At 70.0% G+C, this 20,673-nt stretch carries 16 protein-coding genes and 1 pseudogene; 5 read left to right on the forward strand and 12 right to left on the reverse strand.

Features of this window, described 5'->3' with window-relative positions; translation table 11 throughout:
- Positions 1–5: 5 nt before the first annotated feature.
- The 5 genes from ACO2Q2_RS08315 to ACO2Q2_RS08335 all read right to left on the reverse strand — a co-directional run bounded on the left by ACO2Q2_RS08315 (position 6) and on the right by ACO2Q2_RS08335 (position 5,221).
- A complete protein-coding gene (locus ACO2Q2_RS08315) occupies positions 6–389 on the reverse strand; it encodes a peptidase C13 (protein ID WP_423255301.1) in 384 nt (127 codons plus the stop codon).
- 128 nt (positions 390–517) lie between these two features.
- Positions 518–1,387 (reverse strand): pirin family protein, encoded by an 870-nt coding sequence (locus tag ACO2Q2_RS08320; RefSeq protein WP_423255302.1) that lies wholly within the window; start codon positions 1,385–1,387, stop codon positions 518–520.
- A gap of 128 nt (positions 1,388–1,515) precedes the next feature.
- Positions 1,516–3,303, reverse strand: coding sequence for a sensor domain-containing phosphodiesterase (locus tag ACO2Q2_RS08325; protein WP_423255303.1), 1,788 nt, complete (start codon positions 3,301–3,303; stop codon positions 1,516–1,518).
- A 98-nt stretch (positions 3,304–3,401) separates the two neighbouring features.
- A complete protein-coding gene (gene zapE / locus ACO2Q2_RS08330) occupies positions 3,402–4,517 on the reverse strand; it encodes a cell division protein ZapE (protein WP_423255304.1) in 1,116 nt (371 codons plus the stop codon).
- Positions 4,518–4,534: 17 nt separating this feature from the next.
- Positions 4,535–5,221 carry an alpha/beta hydrolase gene (locus ACO2Q2_RS08335; RefSeq protein ID WP_423255305.1) on the reverse strand — a complete coding sequence of 229 codons (687 nt, stop codon included), beginning with the start codon at positions 5,219–5,221 and terminating at the stop codon, positions 4,535–4,537.
- Positions 5,222–5,281: 60 nt separating this feature from the next.
- On the opposite strand from ACO2Q2_RS08335, the gene ACO2Q2_RS08340 reads away from it, so the two are divergent.
- Positions 5,282–5,881 carry an ACP phosphodiesterase gene (locus tag ACO2Q2_RS08340; protein ID WP_423255306.1) on the forward strand — a complete coding sequence of 200 codons (600 nt, stop codon included), beginning with the start codon at positions 5,282–5,284 and terminating at the stop codon, positions 5,879–5,881.
- 162 nt (positions 5,882–6,043) lie between these two features.
- Here the strand turns inward: ACO2Q2_RS08340 and ACO2Q2_RS08345 are convergent, their stop codons facing one another.
- Entirely contained in the window at positions 6,044–6,565 is a 522-nt protein-coding gene (locus ACO2Q2_RS08345) for a c-type cytochrome (protein WP_423255411.1), read from the reverse strand.
- A gap of 371 nt (positions 6,566–6,936) precedes the next feature.
- Between ACO2Q2_RS08345 and ACO2Q2_RS08350 the strand changes: the two genes are divergently transcribed.
- The 4 genes and pseudogenes from ACO2Q2_RS08350 to ACO2Q2_RS08365 all read left to right on the forward strand — a co-directional run.
- Positions 6,937–8,154 (forward strand): efflux RND transporter periplasmic adaptor subunit, encoded by a 1,218-nt coding sequence (locus ACO2Q2_RS08350; protein ID WP_423255307.1) that lies wholly within the window; start codon positions 6,937–6,939, stop codon positions 8,152–8,154.
- 122 nt (positions 8,155–8,276) lie between these two features.
- Complete coding sequence (locus ACO2Q2_RS08355) at positions 8,277–11,528, forward strand: efflux RND transporter permease subunit (RefSeq protein ID WP_423255308.1); 3,252 nt, start codon at positions 8,277–8,279, stop codon at positions 11,526–11,528.
- 204 nt (positions 11,529–11,732) lie between these two features.
- Positions 11,733–14,876 carry an efflux RND transporter permease subunit gene (locus ACO2Q2_RS08360; RefSeq protein ID WP_423255309.1) on the forward strand — a complete coding sequence of 1,048 codons (3,144 nt, stop codon included), beginning with the start codon at positions 11,733–11,735 and terminating at the stop codon, positions 14,874–14,876.
- Positions 14,877–15,143 (forward strand): annotated as a pseudogene (locus ACO2Q2_RS08365) (hypothetical protein); the annotation flags it as partial.
- Between the two features lie 159 nt (positions 15,144–15,302).
- Here the strand turns inward: ACO2Q2_RS08365 and ACO2Q2_RS08370 are convergent.
- The 6 genes from ACO2Q2_RS08370 to ACO2Q2_RS08395 all read right to left on the reverse strand — a co-directional run bounded on the left by ACO2Q2_RS08370 (position 15,303) and on the right by ACO2Q2_RS08395 (position 20,673).
- Positions 15,303–15,794: a GNAT family N-acetyltransferase gene (locus tag ACO2Q2_RS08370; RefSeq protein WP_423255310.1), complete on the reverse strand. Its 492-nt coding sequence runs from the start codon at positions 15,792–15,794 to the stop codon at positions 15,303–15,305.
- Entirely contained in the window at positions 15,791–16,081 is a 291-nt protein-coding gene (locus tag ACO2Q2_RS08375) for a DUF1778 domain-containing protein (RefSeq protein ID WP_423255311.1), read from the reverse strand. The genes ACO2Q2_RS08370 and ACO2Q2_RS08375 overlap by 4 nt, the downstream gene beginning before the upstream one ends.
- A gap of 277 nt (positions 16,082–16,358) precedes the next feature.
- A complete protein-coding gene (gene mutM / locus ACO2Q2_RS08380; protein ID WP_423255312.1) occupies positions 16,359–17,186 on the reverse strand; it encodes a bifunctional DNA-formamidopyrimidine glycosylase/DNA-(apurinic or apyrimidinic site) lyase in 828 nt (275 codons plus the stop codon).
- A 170-nt stretch (positions 17,187–17,356) separates the two neighbouring features.
- Positions 17,357–18,766, reverse strand: coding sequence for an NADP-dependent phosphogluconate dehydrogenase (gene gndA / locus ACO2Q2_RS08385; protein WP_423255313.1), 1,410 nt, complete (start codon positions 18,764–18,766; stop codon positions 17,357–17,359).
- 66 nt (positions 18,767–18,832) lie between these two features.
- Positions 18,833–19,324, reverse strand: a complete 492-nt coding sequence (locus ACO2Q2_RS08390; RefSeq protein WP_423255314.1) for a hypothetical protein — start codon at positions 19,322–19,324, stop codon at positions 18,833–18,835.
- Between the two features lie 2 nt (positions 19,325–19,326).
- Positions 19,327–20,673 (reverse strand): GldG family protein, encoded by a 1,347-nt coding sequence (locus ACO2Q2_RS08395; protein ID WP_423255412.1) that lies wholly within the window; start codon positions 20,671–20,673, stop codon positions 19,327–19,329.

A 20,673-nucleotide genomic window follows, 5' to 3' on the forward strand; every position in this document is an offset into this window, starting at 1 on the left:
CGGCGTCAGCGCGTGATGCTGACGTCGATCTCGATCGGATACGGCACCGGCTGCCGTGGCGGCGCGGGCAGCGTCCAGGTCACGAAGCCGGAGGCCAGGCAGGTCGCCAGCGGCGTGGCGGGCTGCACGTCGATGTGTGCCGGTCGGCCGTCCGCGCCGACGTCGGCGACCAGGGTGAACGGCGACTTGTCCGCCGGTGCGTTGCGGGCGATGCAGGCCTTCAGCGCGTCGGTCATCGGGTGGCCGATCTTCGCCCACAGCGCCTTCTGGTAGGCGGGGCCGGTCGCGGCGGCCTCGGCCAGCCGGCCCTGGGTGACGCGATCGTGGAAGTCGTCGCCACCGGTGCTGGCGGGGCTCGACAGCAGGGCCAGGGCGAGCAGGGCAGTCATGCGTGATCCAGTGCCGGCAAAGCGCGGACGATAGCAGCTGATGCGCGGCTGCTGGAACGTAAGCGACCGGCACGCGCGAGGCGATGGCGGCCGGGCTGGCCGCGCGCGGTTGAATGTGCGCGCTTGAATCAGAGTCGGCCGAGCCGTCCGGCTTCGTAGTCGCGCACCACGCGCATCACGTCCTGGCGCGTGTTCATCACGAACGGGCCGTGCTGCACCAGCGGCTCGTGGATCGCCGCACCGGCCACCACCACCACGTGCGAGCGCGTGCCCACGCCGCGGATGCGCAGCAGCACGTCGGCGCCGTGGGCGCCCGCGGTGACCGCGGTGGTGGCGGGCAGGGCGCGCGAGCCGGCGCCGTCGGCGGCCAGCGCCAGCTCGCCGGAGACCGCGTAGCACCAGGCGTTCCAGCCGGCCGGCAGGGTCAGCGGAAAGGTTGCGCCGGCGTCGATGCGACCGTCCAGGATCAGCAGCGGCTGCGGCAGTTCCAGCGGCGAGCGCAGCGTGCCGAAGCTGCCGACGAGCAGGCGCAGCCGGCTGCCGGGCAGGGCGATCTGCGGCACGTCGGCGGCCGCCAGGTGAAAACTGGTCGGCGGCTGCTGCTTCAGGTCGCTGGGCGAGTTGACCTGCAACTGCAGCACGTCCAGCGACAGCGCGTCGCCGCGCGCGCGCGCCTGGCGCACCACGCCGCGTCCAGCCAGCGTCCAGTGCAGGTCGCCGGGCCGCACGCAGTGGCTGGCGCCGGTGCTGTCGATGGTTTCGATCTCGCCCTGCGCGTGCTCGAACAGCAGCGTGGCCACCGACAGGCCCGCATGCGGTGCCGGTTCGATCTCCGGGCCGGCCGACTGCACGTGGTCGACCACCAGCAGCGGCGACATGTTGCGATCGAACGCATCGTGGCGGAACTGGCGCAGCCGGCCACCGGTTCCGACCGGGTGGACGCGGGGCCGCAGCGGGCGCGAAAACACCGGATCGCGGGTGGGCGAAGGGCCGTGCATGGCGTGCCTGGGCAAGAGGGGTACCGCACTGTGCCGCGCCACCCGGCGGCGCGTTGTGCCGGCCATCACGCGCGTGCGCGTGACGGCCGGCGCCTGCATCCGGTTGCGTGCCGGTTCATGCTCGCCGCTCAGCGCGGCCCGGTATTGCGCCGTGCCAGCCAGCCGGGCAGTTCGCCGGCCGGCATCGGCCGTGCGATGTGGAAGCCCTGCGCCTCGTCGCAGGCCATGCCGCGCACGGCGGCGTAGATTCCGGCGGTCTCCACCCCTTCCACCACCACCCGGAAGCCCAGCTCGCGCGCCAGCTCGGTCATCGCCCGCACGATGGCGCCGTCGTGCCGGCTGTCCTCCATCGCCCGCACGAACGACTGGTCGATCTTCAGGCTGGTGGCCGGCATCTGGCGCAGCGCGGCGAGGTTGCTGTAGCCGGTGCCGAAGTCGTCGATGGCGATGCCGATGCCCAGCGCGCGGATCGCCGCCAGGTGTTCGCGCGTGGTGTCGGAGTGTTCCAGCAGGATGCTTTCGGTGAACTCCAGCTCCAGCGCATCGAGCGCCACGCCGTGGCGGCTGGCGGTGCTGCGCAGGTGTTCCACCAGTTCGCCGCCGAGGTCGCTGCCGGAGACGTTGAGCGACAGCTTCAGCGCCAGCCCCGCGCGCTGCCACGCGCCGAGCTGGGCGATCGCATGGTCGAGCACCCATCCGCTGAGCGTGCGCATCAGCCCGGCCTGTTCGGCCAGCGCAATGAAGCGGTCCGGCGGGATCGGGCCCAGCGTGGGATGGTGCCAGCGCGCCAGCGCCTCCACCGCCACGCAGCGGCCGGTGGCGAGTTCCACCCGCGGCTGGTAGTGCAGCGTGAGCTCGGTGCGGTCGTTGAGTGCGGCGGCCAGCTCGGTGACGAGGAAGAACTCCTGCCGGTGCCGTTCGTCGTGCGCGGGTTCGTAGATCGACCAGCCGCGTACGTTGTGGTGGGCCGCGTGCGAGGCGCTCATCACCAGCCGCAGCGGATCGCCGCCGCCGTCGAGCTCACCCACGTCCAGGTCGAGAAGGCCCACGCCGGGCTGGATGGTGAGCGGAATGCCCAGGCAGTCGAACGGCTGGCGCAGGCGGTGCACCAGCTCGTCCATCCGCGCACCGTCGACGGCACCGGACGCCTCCGGCAGCACGGCGGCGAAGCGATGCACGCCGACCTGGTAGAGGTGGGTGTGCTCGGGCATCCACACCTGGATGCGGGCGGCGGCGTCGCGCATCAATTCGTCGGCGTAGGCGTGACCCATCGCGCGCACGAAGGCGTTGAAGCGGTTCACCGGGGCCACGTCGATGGCGATCAGCCAGGCGCGGTGGGCGCCGCCGCGCTGGCGCGCGCGCAGGTCCTCGAAGAACGCGTTGCGGTGGGGCAGCTGGGTGACCGGATCGGTACGCCCCAGGTAGCTGCCCAGCACCAGCCCGGTGCCGGCCAGCGCGGCGGCGTCGCGCAGGTCGTCGCGCTCCTTGCTGCTCAGTCCGGTGCGCGGCGCATGGTCCATCACGCACAGCGCGCCCACGTGCTGGCCGCTGAGCGTGTACACCGGCGCGCTGGCGAAGAAGCGCATCGAGGCGGTGCGCGGGTCGGTAAGCGGCGGTCCGCCGCCGAAGCGCTCGTCGGCCTCGGTGTCGGGCACCACCTGGGGCTCGCCGTGGCGGGCCGCGGCCAGGTACCGCGGATGCAGCGCCTGCGGCGCGTGCGGGCTGCGCGCATCGTCGCTGAACCAGTAGGCGCTGCCGGTGGCCAGCACCAGCGACACCACCGGCACGCGCAGCGAATGGGCGGCCAGTCGCGCCACCGCGTCGAAGCCGGGCACGGCGAAGCCGTCCGCCAGGTCGACGGCGTGGTGCACCGTTCCGGGAGTGGGGTCCGGAGGGGTGTCCGATGCGCTTGCCATGACCTTCCTCTGTGCCTGTCGTCGCTGCATGGTGCCGTCGCCTGGTCGATCGCGCGCGGCAGACGCCTGAATCTAATGCAGAGTCCGTCTGCAATCCGCTACTCGGGCCGGTGCGGCGCGGCGAGGTAGTCCTCGCTCTGCATCTCGATCAGCCGCGATTCGGTGCGGCCGAATTCGGCGCGCAGGCGCTCGCCGTCGTACAGCTCGGTGATCGGCGCGGCGGCCGACAGCACCAGTTTCACGCGGCGGTCGTAGAACTCGTCCACCAGTTGCACGAAGCGCTTCGCCGCGTCCTCGCTGTACACGGTGAACTGCGGCACGTTGGAGATCAGGATGGTGGCCGCGGATTTCGCCAGCGCGATGTAGTCGGCCACCGCGCGCGGGCCTTCGCACAGGGCGTCGAAGGCGAACCACAGCACGCCCTGGGCGCGGCGGCGCAGCGGCACCTCGCGGCCGTTGAGGGTGATCGCGCCGCCGTCGACCGGCTCGTCCTGCGCCTGGCTGGCGAAGATGCGCGTCAGCGCCCGCTCGGTCTCCGCGCCGGGCGGCGTGAGGTAGACCGGCGCCTGGCTCAGCGCGCGCAGGCGCCAGTCGCGCGAGGATGCCATCTCCACCACGTGGCAACGCTGTTGCAGCAGCGCGATCGCCGGCAGGAAGCGGGCGCGCTGCAGGCCGTCGCGGTAGAGGTTGGCGGGCGCCGTGTTGGACGTGGTGACCAGGCTCACGCCGCGCGCGAACAGCGCGTCGAGCAGGTTGGCCAGGATCATCGCGTCGCCGATGTCGCTGACCAGGAACTCGTCCAGGCACAGCACGCGGCAGCGCCCGGCGATGCGTGCGGCCACGTCCACCAGCGGATCGGCGCGCTCGCCCAGTGTGCGCAGCTCGGCGTGCACCTCGCCCATGAAGCGGTGGAAGTGCCGCCGCAGCGCGGTGCCGGCGGGCAGGCCGGCGACGAACAGATCCATCAGGAAAGTCTTGCCACGGCCCACGCTGCCCCACAGGTACAAACCCGGCACGGCGTCCACCGGGTCGCTGCCGAGCAGATTCCTGAGCCGTCCGAACAGGCCTGGACTTTCCGGCGCGGCGCCGAGCGCGGCGTGCATGCGGTCGAACTCGGGCAGCACGGCGAGCTGGGCCGGATCGCTCTCCCAGCGGTGGGCGGCCACGCCCTCGAGGTAGCGCGCGCTGGGCGCGCCGGATGCGGTATCGGTCATGGCGGGAACGGGACGGGTCAGGTGCGCTCGGGCGGCAGCCAGCGGCGCGCCGCGGCCTTCACGGCGCCGCGCAGGTCCATCAGGCGGCGGTGGAAGAAGTGCCCGGTCTCGGGCATGCGCACCAGTTCGGGCTTCACCTCGAGGCTGTCGATCCAGTCGAACACCGCCTGCGGCTCGACCACCTCGTCCTCCTCGCCCATCACCACCAGCCACGGGCAGGTCGGCAGCGCGAAGCCCTCGAACGGCCAGCGTCCGGCCGGCGGCGCGATGCTGATCAGCGCCTCGGCGCCCAGCCGCACCGCGTTGCGGATCGTCACGTAGCTGCCGAAGGAAAACCCGGCCAGCCACAGCGCCTCGCCGGGGCGCACGCGGCGTACCCAGTCGGCCACCGCGGCCAGATCGTCGCCTTCGCCGTTGCCTTCGTCGTAGTGGCCCTCGGAGGCGCCGGCGCCGCGGAAGTTGAAGCGCACCGTGTCCAGCCCCGATTCGCGCAGCGCCCGCTCGACCATCGTCACCACCTTGTTGTGCATGGTGCCGCCCTGCACGGGGTTGGGGTGGCACACGATCGCCACGCCGCGCCGCGCGCCGGGGTGCGCGGCGCGGTCGGTGATGGTTTCCAGCATGCCGGCTGGCCCACGCAGCATGAAACCGGCCGCCTGCTCGGGAAAGCTCGCCGGGTTGGCGGGAAGCGAGAGCATGTTCATGCCGGCGATGATAACCGGCCGCCTTGTCGATGGCCCGCGATGGCCGCATCTTCACCGCTCATGAATCATCTCGCGCACGCCCTGCTGGCCGGTGACGACGACGCGCTGCGCCTGGGCGGCATGCTCGGCGATTTCGTGCGCGGCGTGCCCGATGCCGCGTGGCCGCGCGGGGTGGTTGCCGGTATCCGCCTGCATCGCGCCATTGACGTGTACACCGACGCGCATCCCGAGGTGCTGGCGGCGAAGGCGCGACTGGCGCCGCCGTATCGCCGCTACGCCGGCATCCTGCTGGACATGTGGTTCGACCATTGCCTGGCACGCGCCTTTCCGCGCTGGTCGACGGTGCCGCTGACGCGGTTTTCCGTCGACCTGCGCGCGCTGCTGTGCGATCGCGCGGCGCAGCTGCCGCCGGCGCTGCGGCGTTTCCTCGCCTACATGCAGGCGCACGACCTGCCGGCCGCCTACGCGCAGCCGCAGGTGCTGGGTCGCGCGCTGGCCGGGATCGGACAGCGGCTGCAGCGGGCCAATCCGCTGGCCGATGCCCTGCCGGTGCTGCAGCTGCAGGCCAGTGCGCTGGACGGGCATTTCGAGGTGTTCTTTCCCGAGTTGCAGGCGTTTGCGCGCAGATGGATCGAGCAGGAACGGATGGGTCCGGGCTGAGACGGGTCGTACCCGCCCGTACCTCGACGGATCGTTCGCAGGCAGCACCGCGACCGTGGCTCCGTGACCCCTCATCCCAACCTTCTCCCCGTGGGGGAGAAGGGGCGAACGAAAACGCCGCCCGGTGGGCGGCGTTGGCTTTGGCTTGAATGAGCGCGGCGGCTACTTGGCCTGGTCGGCGATCCAGGTGACGGCGGCCTTGACCTGCGCGTCGGTCAGTGCGGGGTTGCCGCCCTTGGCCGGCATCATGAAGCCGTCCGGGCCCTTGTAGCCCTCGATCGCGTGCTTCACCAGCGTATCCAGGCCCTGCGCCAGACGCGGGGCCCAGGCGGCCTTGTCGCCCAGCTTGGGTGCACCGGCCACGCCGGCGGTGTGGCAGCTGTGGCACAGGTTCCCGTAGATCGTCTTGCCGTCGGTGGTGCCGCCGTAGGCCACCTGCGAGGCGGCAGCCTTGGCGGCGGCTTCCTCCGCGGCGGCCATCGCCGCGCGGCCAGTGTCGCCGGCGTACACGGCGGCGGCCGGTGCGATGCGCGCTTCCAGCTGCTTCAGCGCGTTCGGGTTGGTTTCCTTCGGCTCGTGGTTGTAGATCGCCCAGCCCAGGCCGATCAGCAGCACGGTCAGCACACTCAGGCCGGCGATCAGCAACGAGAACTGCCGCACGAAGCTCTGATCGGATTTGGTCAGGGAACCGCTCACGAACGTACTCCAGTCAAAATGCGGGGCCACCATTGGCCCCGGGCGCGGCCTGATGTCGTCCCGCAGGGACGCAGTCACGCCAGCCGCGGGATTATAGACGAAGCCCGGCGCAAGTTTCAGCGTGCAGCGTGGCGGGCGGTCGCAGCCCGGGGTATCGTGCGCGGGATTCGGATCGTGCCCGGTCCCCGTCATGCATGGTTTCGCGAAGCCTCTCCCCTGCCATCGGTCATGGCGGACCCATGTCAACCGGCAGTGTCCGGGGTCGTTGCTCTGAACCTATTCTTTTCCTGCCACTCAAGACAGTGCGCGCACGCCGCGCGCCGGGGCCGCTGCCCCGTCGTTCAATCCGGGAGTTTTGCATGTCGCGTTTTTGGAAGATCGCGCTGGTCGCCGTTGCCGTGCTCGTGGTGGCGGCGGTCGGAGTCCGCCTGCTGCACAAGCCCGCCGCCGGCAAGAATGGTCCCGGAGCGAAAGATGCCGAGCCGGTGCCGGTGACGGTGGAGCCGGTCAGCGTGCAGAACGTGCCGGTGTACCTCACCGCGCTGGGCACCGTGAAGGCGCTCAACACGGTCACGGTGAACCCGCAGATCGGCGGCCTGCTGATGCGGCTCAACTTCACCGAGGGCCAGGAAGTGACCAAGGGCCAGGTGCTGGCCGAGATCGACCCGCGCTCGCTGCAGGCCGCCTACGACCAGGCCGCCGCGCGCAAGCGCCAGGACGCGGCGCTCCTGGCCACCGCGCGCAGCAACCTGGCGCGCAGCCTCGATCTGGCCAGGCAGGGCTACATCTCCAAGCAGGACATGGACACGCTGCGCAACACGGTCAGCCAGTACGAGGCCACCGTGACCGCCGACGAGGCGGCCATCAACAATGCCAGGGTGCAGCTGGGCTACACCAGGGTGATCGCGCCGATCAGCGGCCTGGCCGGCATCCGCGGCGTCGATCCGGGCAACATCGTCAGCACCTCGTCGAGCATCGTGACGCTGACCGAGGTGCATCCGATCAACGTGATCTTTCCGCTGCCGGAGCAGAACGTGGAACTGGTGCGCTCCGCGCAGCAGCGCGGCGAGCCGCTGGAAGTGGCCGCGCTGGACAGTACCGGCAGCAAGGTGATCGCCGGCATGGGCGTGCTCAAGGTGATCGACAACCAGATCGACACCAGCACCGGCACGTTCAACCTCAAGGCGGAGTTCCCGAACGCCGAGAACAACCTGTTCCCCGGGCAGTTCGTCAACGTGCGGCTGAAGGTGGGCACGGTGCGGGGCGGCCTGGTGATCCCGTCGCAGGCGGTGCAGCGCGGCCCGGACGGCGACTACGTGTACCTGCTGCAGCCGGACAACACGGTGAAGATGCAGTCGGTGACCACCGGTCAGGAAGTGGGCGACAGCCACGTGATGGTGACGCAGGGCCTGAAGGCCGGCGAGCAGGTGGTGACCGAAGGCCAGTTCCGGCTCAAGCCGGGCAGCAAGGTCAAGCCGCTCAAGCCGGGCGAAGTGCCGGCCGCACCCACCGAGGAAGAGCTCAAGAAGGCCGCGCAGGCCAAGAAGGCAGGCGGTCGCGGCGGTCGCCGCGGCTGATCACGATGCTCCAGCGCGCCGCCGCCGGCCCGGCGGCTGGCCGCGGCGCCCGGACCTGATCCGTCCGGGCGCACCACGACGGCCGGGCACCTACCCCGCCACTGACGGCAGACCAGGACACCATGGGATTCTCATCGCTTTTCATCCGACGCCCGATCGCCACCTCGCTGCTGATGGTGGCGGTGCTGCTGCTGGGCGTGCTCGGCTATCGCCAGCTGCCGGTGTCCGCGCTGCCGGAAATCGACGCGCCCAGCCTGGTGGTCACCACGCAGTATCCCGGCGCCAGCGCGGCGACCATGGCGGCGCTGGTCACCACGCCGCTGGAGCGCCAGTTCGGGCAGATCTCCGGGCTGGCGATGATGAGCTCGGATTCGTCCGCCGGCCTGTCGACGATCGTGCTGCAGTTCAACATGGACCGCGACATCGACATCGCCGCGCAGGACGTGCAGTCGGCGATCAGCACCTCCAAGGGCACGCTGCCGAACAACCTGCCGTATCCGCCGGTGTACAACCGCGTGAACCCGGCCGATGCGCCGATCCTCACGCTGATGCTCACCTCCGACAGCCGCGCGCTGCGCGACGTCAACGACCTGGCCGATTCGATCATCGCCCAGAAGCTCTCGCAGGTGCAGGGCGTAGGCTTGGTGTCGATCGCCGGCAACGTGCGTCCGGCGGTGCGCGTGCAGGTGAACCCGGCGCAGCTGTCCAATCTCGGCCTCACCCTGGAAGACGTGCGCAGCGCGCTCAGCCAGGCCAACGTCAACGCGCCCAAGGGCACGCTCAACGGCAAGACGCAGAGCTACTCCATCGGCACCAACGATCAGCTGGTCGATGCCGCGCAGTACAAGAACACCATCATCAGTTACAAGAACGGCGCACCGGTGCGCCTGTCCGACGTGGCCAGCGTGGTCGACGGCGTGGAGAACGACCAGCTCGCCGCCTGGGCCAACGGCAAGCCGGCGGTGCTGCTGGACATCCGCCGCCAGCCCGGTGCGAACATCGTCAAGACGGTGGAGCAGATCCGCGCCACGCTGCCGTCGCTCAAGGCGGTGCTGCCGGCCGACGTGCACCTGGACGTGTTCGCCGACCGCACCATCACCATCCGCGCCTCGGTGCACGACGTGCAGTTCACCCTGATCCTCACCATCTTCCTGGTGGTGGCGGTGATCTTCGTGTTCCTGCGCCGGCTGTGGGCCACGATCATCCCGTCGGTGGCGGTGCCGCTGTCGCTGATGGGCACGTTCGGTGTGATGTCGTTCGCCGGCATGTCGCTGGACAACCTCTCGCTGATGGCGCTGACCGTGGCCACCGGCTTCGTGGTGGACGATGCGATCGTGATGATCGAGAACATCGTGCGCTACATCGAGCAGGGCAAGAGCGGCAAGGAGGCGGCCGAGATCGGCGCGAAGGAGATCGGCTTCACCGTGCTGTCGCTGACCGTGTCGCTGGTGGCGGTGTTCCTGCCGCTGCTGCTGATGCCCGGCGTCACCGGACGGCTGTTCCACGAGTTCGCCTGGGTGCTGACCATCGCGGTGACCATCTCGATGCTGGTGTCGCTGACGCTGACGCCGATGATGTGCGCCTACCTGCTCAAGCCCGACCAGCTGCCCGTCACTGATGAGGGACGGGGCGACGAGCACCATGCCGCGCATGCCGGCACCGGCAAGCGGGACCTGTGGTCGCGCACCGTGCGGCTGTACGAGAACACCCTGGACTGGGTGCTCGATCACCAGCGCCTGACCATGCTGGTGGCGACGATCACCATCGTGATCACCGTGCTGCTGTACATCGCCATCCCCAAGGGTCTGCTGCCCGAGCAGGACACCGGCCTGATCACCGGCGTGGTGCAGGCCGACCAGAACGTGGCCTTCCCGCAGATGGAGGCACGCACCAGGGCGGTCGCCGACGCGCTGCGCAAGAACCCGGCGGTAAGCGGCGTGGCGGCGTTCATCGGCGCCGGCTCGATCAACCCCACGCTCAACCAGGGCCAGCTGTCGATCGTGCTGAAGGATCGCGGCGACCGCGACGGCCTGGACAAGGTGCTGCCCAGCCTGCAGGCCGCGGTGGCGAACATTCCCGGCGTGGCGCTGTACCTCAAGCCGGTGCAGGACGTGACGCTGGACAGCCGCGTCTCGGCCACCGAATACCAGTACACGCTGTCCGACGTGAACTCGGCCGAGCTGGCCGGCTATGCCGGAAGGCTGACCCAGGCATTCCGGCAGCTGCCCCAACTGGCCGACGTCGACAACAACCTGGCCGACGCGGGCAACGCGCTCAAGCTCACCATCGACCGCGACAAGGCCAGCCGCCTGGGCGTGCCGGTGCAGAGCATCGACGACACGCTGTACGATGCGTTCGGCCAGCGCCAGATCTCCACCATCTTCACCCAGCTCAACCAGTACCGCGTGGTGCTGGAGGTGGCGCCGCAGTTCCGCAACAGCGACGACTTGCTGAACAAGCTCACCGTGCGCGGCAACGGCAACGGCGCGCTCACCGGCTCCAACGCCACCAGCTTCGGCCAGCTCACCTCGAGCAACTCGGCCACGCCGTCGGGCATCGGCAACACCGGCAACGTCGGCTTCCAGATCGGCGGCGGCGGCACCATCCCGATCTCCTCGCTGGCCACCGCCGAATACACCAGCGCGCCGCTGGTGGTCAGCCACCAGCAGCAGCTGCCGGCGGTGACGATCTCGTTCAACCTGGCGCCGGGCTACTCGCTGTCGCAGGGCGTGGACGCGATCAACGAGGTAGTGAAGCAGCAGAACCTGCCGCCGCAGGTGCGCGGCGAGTTCGTGGGCAAGGCGGCGGAGTTCTCCTCCTCGCTGGGCGACGAGGTGCTGCTGCTGCTCGCCTCGGTGATCGTGATCTACATCGTGCTGGGCGTGCTGTACGAGAGCTACATCCACCCCATCACGATCATCTCCACCCTGCCGCCGGCCGGCGTGGGCGCGCTGCTGGCGCTGATCCTGTGCGGCATGAGCCTGTCGGTGGACGGCATCGTGGGCATCGTGCTCTTGATCGGCATCGTGAAGAAGAACGCGATCATGATGATCGACTTCGCCATCGAGGCGCAGCGCGAGGGCATGAGCCCGCGCGAGGCGATCCGCCGCGCCTGCCTGCTGCGTTTCCGCCCGATCATGATGACCACCGCCGCGGCCATGCTCGGCGCCCTGCCGCTGGCGCTGGGCAACGGCATCGGCGCGGAGCTGCGCCGGCCGCTGGGCGTGTCCATCGTCGGCGGCCTGCTGCTGTCGCAGCTGGTCACGCTGTACACCACGCCGGTGATCTACCTGTACATGGAGCGGTTCTCCGACTGGCTGCGCCAGCGTCGCGAGCAGCGCGCGCTGGCCCATGCCGAGCGCGGTGCGGCGTAACATCGCAGCATCCCGGCGATCGTCGGTCGATTCCGGCACAGTCGGCCCGCCGCATGGCGGGCCGACTGCATCCGGGCCGCCGCGCCGCGCGGGCCGGAGGCGTGTTCCGGTTCAACCGATTTTCTGCTGGTGCGTTCGCAGTGCGATGATTGGCGTACGCCGCGCGCGCCGCGTCCTCCCCCGCGACCAGGCCCAAGTTTCCGCATGAACCTTTCCGCCCTCTTCGTGCGTCGTCCGATCGGCGTTTCGCTGCTGGCCATCGGCCTGTTCGCGGTCGGCACGCTCTGCTACAGCCTGCTCGGCGTCTCGGCGCTGCCGGCGGTGCAGTTCCCGGTGATCTTCGTGCAGGCCAGCCAGCCCGGCGCCGACGCCAGCACCATGGCCGCCACCGTCGCCGCGCCGCTGGAGCGCCACCTGGGCCAGGTGCCGGGCATCGACACGCTGCGCTCGAACAGCTCCGAAGGGCGCACGTTCGTCTTCATGATCTTCAACAGCGACCGCAACCTCGACGCCGCCGCGCGCGACGTGCAGTCGGCGATCAACGCGGCCGCGCCGGACCTGCCCAGCGGCCTCACCAACGCGCCCAGCCTGGAAAAGGCCAACCCCAACGACGATGCGGTGATCGTGTTCGCGCTCACCTCGCAGACGCAGTCCGCGGCGGATCTGTACAACGTCGCCGACACCCTGCTGATGCCCCGGCTGCGCCAGCTCGACGGCGTCTCCTCGGTGGACATCGCCGGCGCCGCCACGCCGGCGATCCGCGTCGACGTGAACCTGCGCAAGCTCAACGCGATGGGCCTGTCGCCCGACCAGCTGCGCAACGCGCTCACCGCCGCCAACGTCAGCTCGCCGCTGGGCACGCTGAGCAACGGCATCACCAACATGTTCGTCACCGCCACCGACCAGCTGAAGACCGCCGCCGACTTCGCCCGGCTGATCGTCGCGGTGAAGAACGGCACGCCGGTGCGGCTGTCCGACGTGGCGCACGTCTACGCCGGCCAGCAGGACGCCTACCAGGCGGCCACCTTCGACGGCAGACCGGCGGTGCTGCTGTACGTCTACAAGAAGGCCGACGCCAACGTCATCGCGACGGTCGACCGCGTGCGCGCGACGATCCCCGAGCTGCGCAGCTTCCTGCCGCCGGCCACCACGCTCACCCCGTACTTCGACGGCACGCCGACCATCCGCGCCTCGCTGCACGAGGTGCAGGCGACGCTGCTGATCAGCCTGGCGATGGTGGTGCTCACCATGGCGCTGTTCCTGCGCCGGCTGGCGCCCACGCTGATCGCCGCCGCCGCGGTGCCGCTGTCGCTGGCCGGTGCGGCGACGGTGATGTACATCCTCGGCTACACGCTCAACAACCTCACCTTGCTGGCGCTGGTGATCGCGATCGGCTTCGTGGTGGACGACGCGATCGTGGTCATCGAGAACATCATCCGCCACATCGACGAGGGCATGCCGCGGATGGAAGCGGCGCTCAAGGGCGGGCGCGAGATCGGCTTCACCATCGTCTCGATCACCGCCTCGCTGATCGCGGTGTTCATTCCGTTGCTGTTCGCCGGCGGCATCGTGGGCATGTTCTTCAAGGAGTTCACCATGACGCTGATCGCGGCGATCGCCGTATCGGCGGTGGTCTCGCTCACGCTCACCCCGGCGCTGTGCGGGCGCTTCCTGCTCGGCCACGCCGCGCCGGCGAAGCGCCCGCGACGCTTCGCCCGCCTCAACGCCGCGATCGACCGCATGCACGGCGGCATGCTGCGCCTCTACACCCGCGCGCTGGATTTCTCGCTGCGCCACGCGCTGGCGCTGTCGCTGACGCCGCTGGCGCTGATCGCGCTCACCTTCGTGCTGGCCGGGCAGGTGAAGGGTGGCCTGTTCCCGCCGCAGGACACCGGCCTGATCCACGGCTTCGCCAACTCCGGCGCCACCGTGTCGTTCAACGACATGGTCAAGCGCCAGCAGCGGCTGGTGGACATGCTGCTGGCCGACCCGGACGTGGCCCGCGTGGGCTCGCGGCTGGGCACCAGCCGGCTGGGCGCCAGCGGCTCGTTCGACATCGAGCTGAAGACCCGTGCCGAAGGGCGCAAGGACGATACCTTTACCGTGCTCGACCGGCTCAGCGCCAAGGCGGCGAAATACCCGGACCTCAACCTGCGCCTGCGCCCGATCCAGGACCTGCCCAGCGGCGGTGGCGGCGGCAACCAGGGCGCGCAGTACCAGGTATCGCTGCAGGGCGATGACCTGGACGAGCTGCAACTGTGGCTGCCGCGGTTGGTGAAGGCGTTGGCGAAGAACCCGATGTTCCGCGACGTCGGCTCCGACGTGGAAGAGGGTGGCCTGCGCCAGAACATCGTGATCGACCGCGACAAGGCCGCGCGGCTGGGTGTCTCGGTCGGCACCATCGATGGCGCCTTGTACGACGCGTTCGGCCAGCGCCAGGTGTCCACCATCTATTCGGACATCAACCAGTACAAGGTGGTGGTGAACGCGCTGCCGAACCAGACCGCCACGCCCGAGGCGCTAAACCGCATCTACGTGCGCTCCAACGCCGGCAAGATGGTGCCGATCACCGCGGTGGCGCATCAGGAGGCGGGCCTGGCGCCCTCGCAGATCCACCACTCCGGTCAGCAGACCACGATGGATCTCAGCTTCAATCTCGCGCCGGGCGCGAGCATGGGCGAGGCGCTGCCGGCGATCCAGAAGACCGTGCAGGACATCCGCGTACCGGGCGACATCCGCCTCTCGCTGGGCGACGATTTCCGCCGCTTCCAGCAATCGCAGGGCGACATGCTGTGGCTGATCCTCGCCGCCATCGTCACCGTCTACATTGTGCTGGGCATGCTCTACGAGAGCCTGATCCACCCCATCACCATCCTCTCCACCTTGCCGGCGGCGGGCGTCGGTGCGCTGGCCGCCTTGGTGGTGACCAACACCGAGCTGTCGGTGGTGGCGATGATCGCGCTGGTGCTGTTGATCGGCATCGTCAAGAAGAACGCCATCATGATGATCGACTTCGCCCTGGTGGCGCAGCGCGAGCACGGCAAGAGCCCGCTGGAGGCCGCGCGCGAAGCGTGCATCGTGCGCTTCCGCCCGATCATGATGACCTCGATGGTGGCGATTCTCGCCGCGCTGCCGATCGCCATCGGCCTGGGCGAGGGCTCCGAGCTGCGCCGCCCGCTGGGCATCGCGCTGATCGGCGGCCTGCTCATCTCGCAGACGTTGACCCTGCTCAGCACGCCCGCGCTGTACGTGATCTTCTCGTGCCTGGCCGAGCGCGCGCGGGTGCGAAGGGAGAAGCGCCGGGAGCGTCGTGCGGCCAAGCGACTGAGCAACCTCGCCGGCACTTGAAAAGTCATCCAGACGCACCCTGGCGTCGAGCGCGCCAGGCAGCGCGTCGGCTCTGCCTTCAGGATCAAGTCGCCGCTGTTCGAGCACGCGCTGTACGTCACCATCAACGACATCGTGCTCAACGCCGGCACCCCGCACGAGCAGCGCCGCCCCTTCGAGATCTTCATCAACTCGAAAAGCATCGGCCTCATCCACGATCCGGAGATGGACGAGTCGACGCGCAAGCTGATCGCCGAGAAGCGCGCCGCCTACGAGCGGGCCACCGGAGCGCACCCCCCGATCGAGTCGAGGGCAGGCTCTGTGCGCGATACCCGGTCCCGACGATCTCTCTCTGGCAAGGTTTTCCTGGAAATGCCACGCTCCTAAGGGAGGCGAGTCGCGCGAGCAAAACCGGGCTTCCTTGGAACAGGCCCCAACGGGTGAAGATCACAGTGCCGCTTGCAGGTCCGCCAACGTGACCATCAACACCAGGGGGTCAAGCGGCGACGGATCGAAGCCGAGTCGTTGGTAAAACATCTTGGCGTCGGCCGAAAGCGCATGCACCAGCAGGCCGCGCACGCCGATCGCATCGGCGGCCTGGACGACACGACGACCGGCATCCTGCACCAAGGCGCGGCCAAGGCCTCTCCCTTGTCGTGATTGGTCAACCGCAAGGCGGCCGAGCACCACCACGGGAATCGGGTCGGGCATATTGCGCCGGAACCGACCCGGTGCGGCATCCACCATCACGGCACTGGATGCCAGGGCGTAGTAGGCCACCACGCGGACACCTTCGCAGGCGACGAACGTACGGGATGCGCCGCTGCCCTGGTTTTTCAGGGCACGCCGCTTCAGCCAGGTGTCCAGTGTCTCCACGCCCGACTGAAAGGGCTCCACGTCGTGCTGCGGGCCGAGCGGTCCGGGCGCGGTAAGCGTCACGCCTTGTCCCAGGGGGCCGGGGTCTGCATGGTTTTGCGCAGGCGTTCACTCGGCTGGGGCGGCCTATCCAGGCGGGCCAGGAAGGCGGCATGGGCTTTCGCGTGGGTCGCAATGGCGACCTGGTCCAGCAACGCTTCTTCAGCGGCCGCACGTGCAGCGTCCAGCACGAACGAGGTGCGGTTCTTTCCTCGCGCCTTGGCGGCACGGTCGATCAGGCTCCGTTCCTCGGGCTTGATCCGGAGGTTGAGCGTTTCCCGCTTGGGATGGTCGGCGGTGGTGGTTGGCATGGCGCAGGCTCCGATGTTTCGTCCAGTCTATCGTGATGTAACGACATTGTCATTACGTTTCAAGGCTGCCGCCGGCTATCCGCGGTGACTGCTCCAAGCCGCCGCAGCGCGGCCGCCGCCGCTGGGCTATCGGCTTGCAACGTTGAATCAGGTGTCCTCTTGCGCCGGTGACGGCAGTGCGGCTACCGCGGCGCTGCTCTCTTCCACCGAGGGATGCGCGGCCTTGGCGGTAGTGACACTCACGTACTGTTTGATGCCGATTGCAGGCTCTCTGCGTTCATCGCTGGCAGTGCGGGCACCAGAACGTGGAGCGCTGCCCCAGCGCGACCTGGCGGATGCTCGTGCCGCAGGTCCGGCACGGCTCGCCGGCGCGTCCGTAGACGTTGAGTTCGCGCAAGAAGTAGCCCGGCGCGCCGTCCGGGTTGAGGAAGTCGCGCAGCGTGGTGCCGCCGCGTTCGATCGCCCAGGCGAGGATGCGCTTGATCTCGCCGGCGAGCCGCGCGTAGCGGGCGCGGGAGATGCTGCCGGCGCTCTTGCGCGGGTCGATGCCGGCGGCGAACAGCGCCTCGCTGGCGTAGATGTTGCCCACGCCGACCACCACCGCGCTGTCCATGACGAACAGCTTCACCGCGGCGCTGCGGCCGCGCGAGGTGTGCCACAGCCGGTCGCCGTCGAAGTCGTCGCTGAGCGGCTCCGGGCCCAGCGTGGCGAGCAGGTTGTGCGTTTCGCCCGGCCACTGCCACAGCAGGCAGCCGAAGCGGCGCGGGTCGGTGAAGCGCAGCACGCGCGCGGGCCGGTTCGGCGCCGCGTCGATGGCGATATCCACGTGATCGTGCGGGTTGACCGGCGTGTCCGGCGGCAGCACGCGCAGCATGCCGCTCATGCCCAGATGCAGCAGGGCGCTGCCGATCTCGGTGCACAGCAGCAGGTATTTCGCCCGTCGCTCCACCGCCTCGATGGTCTGTCCGGGCAGCAGCTCGGCCACTTCGCGCGGAATCGGCCAGCGCAGATCCGGCCGGCGCAGCGTCACCGCACCGATGCGCCGGCCGACCAGGTGCGCAGCGATGCCGCGGCGGGTGGTTTCGACTTCGGGCAGTTCAGGCATGGGGCGAGGGGTCGATGGTGACGGGGGTAGGAGCGCACCCTGTGCGCGATGGCCTTTGCTCTCGATCTACATCTAAATAAAGCCAAAAGCCGTCGCGCACAGGGTGCGCTCCTACCGGCTACATCAAAGGCATTCGCGCACGGGGTGCGCTCGCTCCTACCGGGCGGGGGTCAGTTCCAGTCCGCGTGGAAGCTGCCTTCGCGGTCGGTGCGCTCGAACGTGTGCGCGCCGAACAGGTCGCGCTGGGCCTGGATCAGGTTGGCCGGCAGGCGTTCGCTGCGGTAGCCGTCGAAATAGGCGATGGCCGAGGCCAGGCCCGGCACCGGCACGCCGACCTGCACCGCGGTGGTGACCACCTCGCGCAGCGCCGCCTGGTAGTCGGTGGCGACCTGGGCGAAGGTCGGCGCCAGCAGCAGGTTGGCCAGCGCGGGGTGCTCGGCGAAGGCGCGGGTGATGTCCTCCAGGAAGCGCGCGCGGATGATGCAGCCGCCGCGCCAGATGCTGGCGATGGTGCCGTAGTCCAGGTTCCAGCCGTACTCGCTCGACGCGGCGCGCAGCTGGGCGAAGCCCTGCGCGTAGGAGATCAGCTTGGCCAGGTACAGCGCGCGGCGCACGGATTCGATGAAGGCGGCGCGGTCGCCGGCAAACGTCTTCGCATCGGGACCGTGCAGTTGCCTGCTGGCCGCCACGCGTTCGCTCTTGAGCGAGGACAGCACGCGCGCGAACACCGACTCGGTGATCAGCGGCAGCGGCACGCCGAGGTCGAGCGCGCTCTGGCTGGTCCACTTGCCGGTGCCTTTCTGCGCGGCGCGGTCGAGGATCACGTCGACCAGCGCCTGGCCGGTCTCGGCGTCTTGCTTGCCGAAGATCTGTGCGGTGATCTGGATCAGGTAGCTGTCCAGCTCGCCGGCGTTCCAGTCGGCGTAGACCTTGGCCAGCTCGGCGTTGGACAGGCCGAGCACGCCCTTGAGCAGGGCGTAGCTCTCGGCGATCAGCTGCATGTCGCCGTACTCGATGCCGTTGTGCACCATCTTCACGTAGTGGCCGGCGCCGCCGGGGCCCATGTACGCCACGCAGGGTGCGCCGTCCGGCGCGCGGGCGGCGATTTCCTTGAGGATCGGGGCGACCAGGTCGTAGGCGTCGCGCGGGCCACCGGGCATGATCGACGGCCCCTTCAGCGCGCCTTCCTCGCCGCCGGAGACGCCGGTGCCGATGAAGTGCAGGCCGGCGGCGGCCAGTTCCTGGCTGCGGCGGACGGTATCGGTGAACAAGGTGTTGCCGCCGTCGATGAGGATGTCGCCCTCGGCCAGCAACGGCCTGAGCGTGGCGATGGTGTCGTCGGTGGGCTTGCCGGCCTTGACCATCAGCAGGATGCGCCGCGGGCGTTCCAGCGAGTCGACGAACGCCTGCGGCGAATAGGTGGGCACCAGGCCGGCGTCCGGATACTCGGCGATCACCGCGTCGGTCTTCCCGCGGCTGCGGTTGTAGACCGACACCGCGTGGCCGCGGCTGGCGATGTTCAGCGCCAGGTTGCGACCCATCACGGCCATGCCGACGACGCCGATGGACTGCTTGCTCATGCTGCGTACTCCGGAAAGGGGATCTGATCCATATGAGGCGCGCCGCCGGGCAGGCAAGCGCGGTGACTAATCTGCCCGGATGGCGTCGTGCGCCGCCGGGCGCGGGGTGTAGCGCACCGAGACCAGCGCCACGCGATCGCCGGCCTGCACGTAGCGCAGCGGGCCGGTGGTGGCGGTTTCGCCGAAGCGCAGGGTCTGCCGATCCAGCACCAGCGTGGCCACCGGCGCGGCCAGGCCGATGCGCGCGGGCTCGAAGTCGCCCAGCGGCCGCCAGCTCGCCACCGGGGCGGCGGCGATGCCGGTGAGTTCGTCCAGTCGGCCGTCGTCGGCGCGCGCGGGCGTGCCGTCGATGCGCCACCAGTGGCCGTCGCGTTTGGCGTAGTGCTCCGGCTGGCCGCCCTGCAGGGTGAGCGTGACGCGGGTGATGGCGGCCGGATCGAGGCAGGTCAGCGCGCCCGGCGCGGCGGCCGCGTCGCGTTGCCATTGCCACGCGGCCAGCGCCACCAGCGTGGCGACGCCGAGCAGCAGCAGCAGGCGCTGGCGTGTGGCGCGGCGCATGCTCAGCGGCGCCGGCGCCGCCACACGATCAGCCCGCCGATCGCCAGCAGCAGCAGCGGCAGCACGGCGAGAAAGCCCAGGCTGACCGCGTTCAACTGGCCCTGCGACAGCCGCAGGAAGCGGTCCGGCGCGCCGCGCGGCGGCAGGTTCACCAGCGCGTCGTCGCCCAGCAGCCAGTCGAAGATGCGCTCGCCCAGCGCGCGGTTGCCGCCGTTGCCCAGATAGGTGTTGGAGAGGAAGTCGCCGTCGCCGATCACGACCGCGCGCTGCTCGCTCTTGTCCGGGCTGGGCGAGAGGCGGCGCAGCGCGAAGCCGAATTCCAGCGGCCGGCCGGGAAGCGAGGCGTCGGCCTCGCTGCCGGTGTCGATGCGACCCTGCGGGCCGGTGCGCAGGAACGGGGTGGTCGACCAGTCGCCGCTGCCGACAGCGGGTGCGAGTGCCGCGACCTCGGGGAACAGCGTGGTGAGGGTGAAGCCGCGGGTGATCGCCTGCGCCGGGTAGTCGCCCAGCGCGATCATGTGCGGATTGTCCAGCCCCAGCGCGGCGCCGGAGGCGTCGCTGAGCACGCCCGGCAGCACGCTGATGCCGAGCGCGTCGGCCAGCGGCTTGAGGCCGAGATCGTCGGCGAGCGGCGCGCCGGCCGCGCGCGGCTCGGTCAGCCACAGCAGGTTGCCGCCGTCGCGCACGTAGTCCACCAGCGCCTGCACGCCGCCGGGCGGCAGCGGCACGGCGGGGCTGGCCAGCACCACCAGGTCGGTGTGCTGCGGCACCGCGCTCGCCTGCGCGAAGTTCAGCGGCACCGCGCGCATGCCGCGGCCTTCGAGCTGGGTCACGAAGGTGCCCATGTCGGCATTGGCCTGGCCGTCCGGGCGGCGCTCGCCATCGCCGCTGACGAAGGCGACGATGCGTTCGCCGCCGCGGGCGAGCCGTTCGAGCGCGTTGGTCATCGGGCCTTCGGAGGAGAGGTCGTCCAGCCGCTGCTCGTGGCCGCGGTAATGGATCAGCAGTTCGCCGTCGATGGTGATGCCCAGCTCGCGCATCGCGCCGGGATCGAGCTGCGGGTCGACGAAGCGCAGCGAGATGTCCGGCTTCACCTGCTGGTAGCGCTGCACGAAGCTGGCGATGCTCTGGCGCAGGTCGCCCTGCGGGTTGGCGTAGCTGACGATCTCGACCGGGCCGGTCAGCCGGGCCAGCACGGCGCGGCTTTCCTTCGACAGGCTGGCGCGGCCGCCATGGGTCCAGTCGGCCACGTGCGCGTAGCGGGTGGACAGATAGCCCGCCGCGCCCACGGCGAGCAAGGCCAGCAGCGCGAACAGCCAGCCGTCGAGGCGGCGCAGGGTGCGGTGCAT

Origin of the sequence: Dyella sp. KRB-257, from assembly GCF_049445995.1 — a bacterium.
Lineage (GTDB): Bacteria > Pseudomonadota > Gammaproteobacteria > Xanthomonadales > Rhodanobacteraceae > Dyella_A.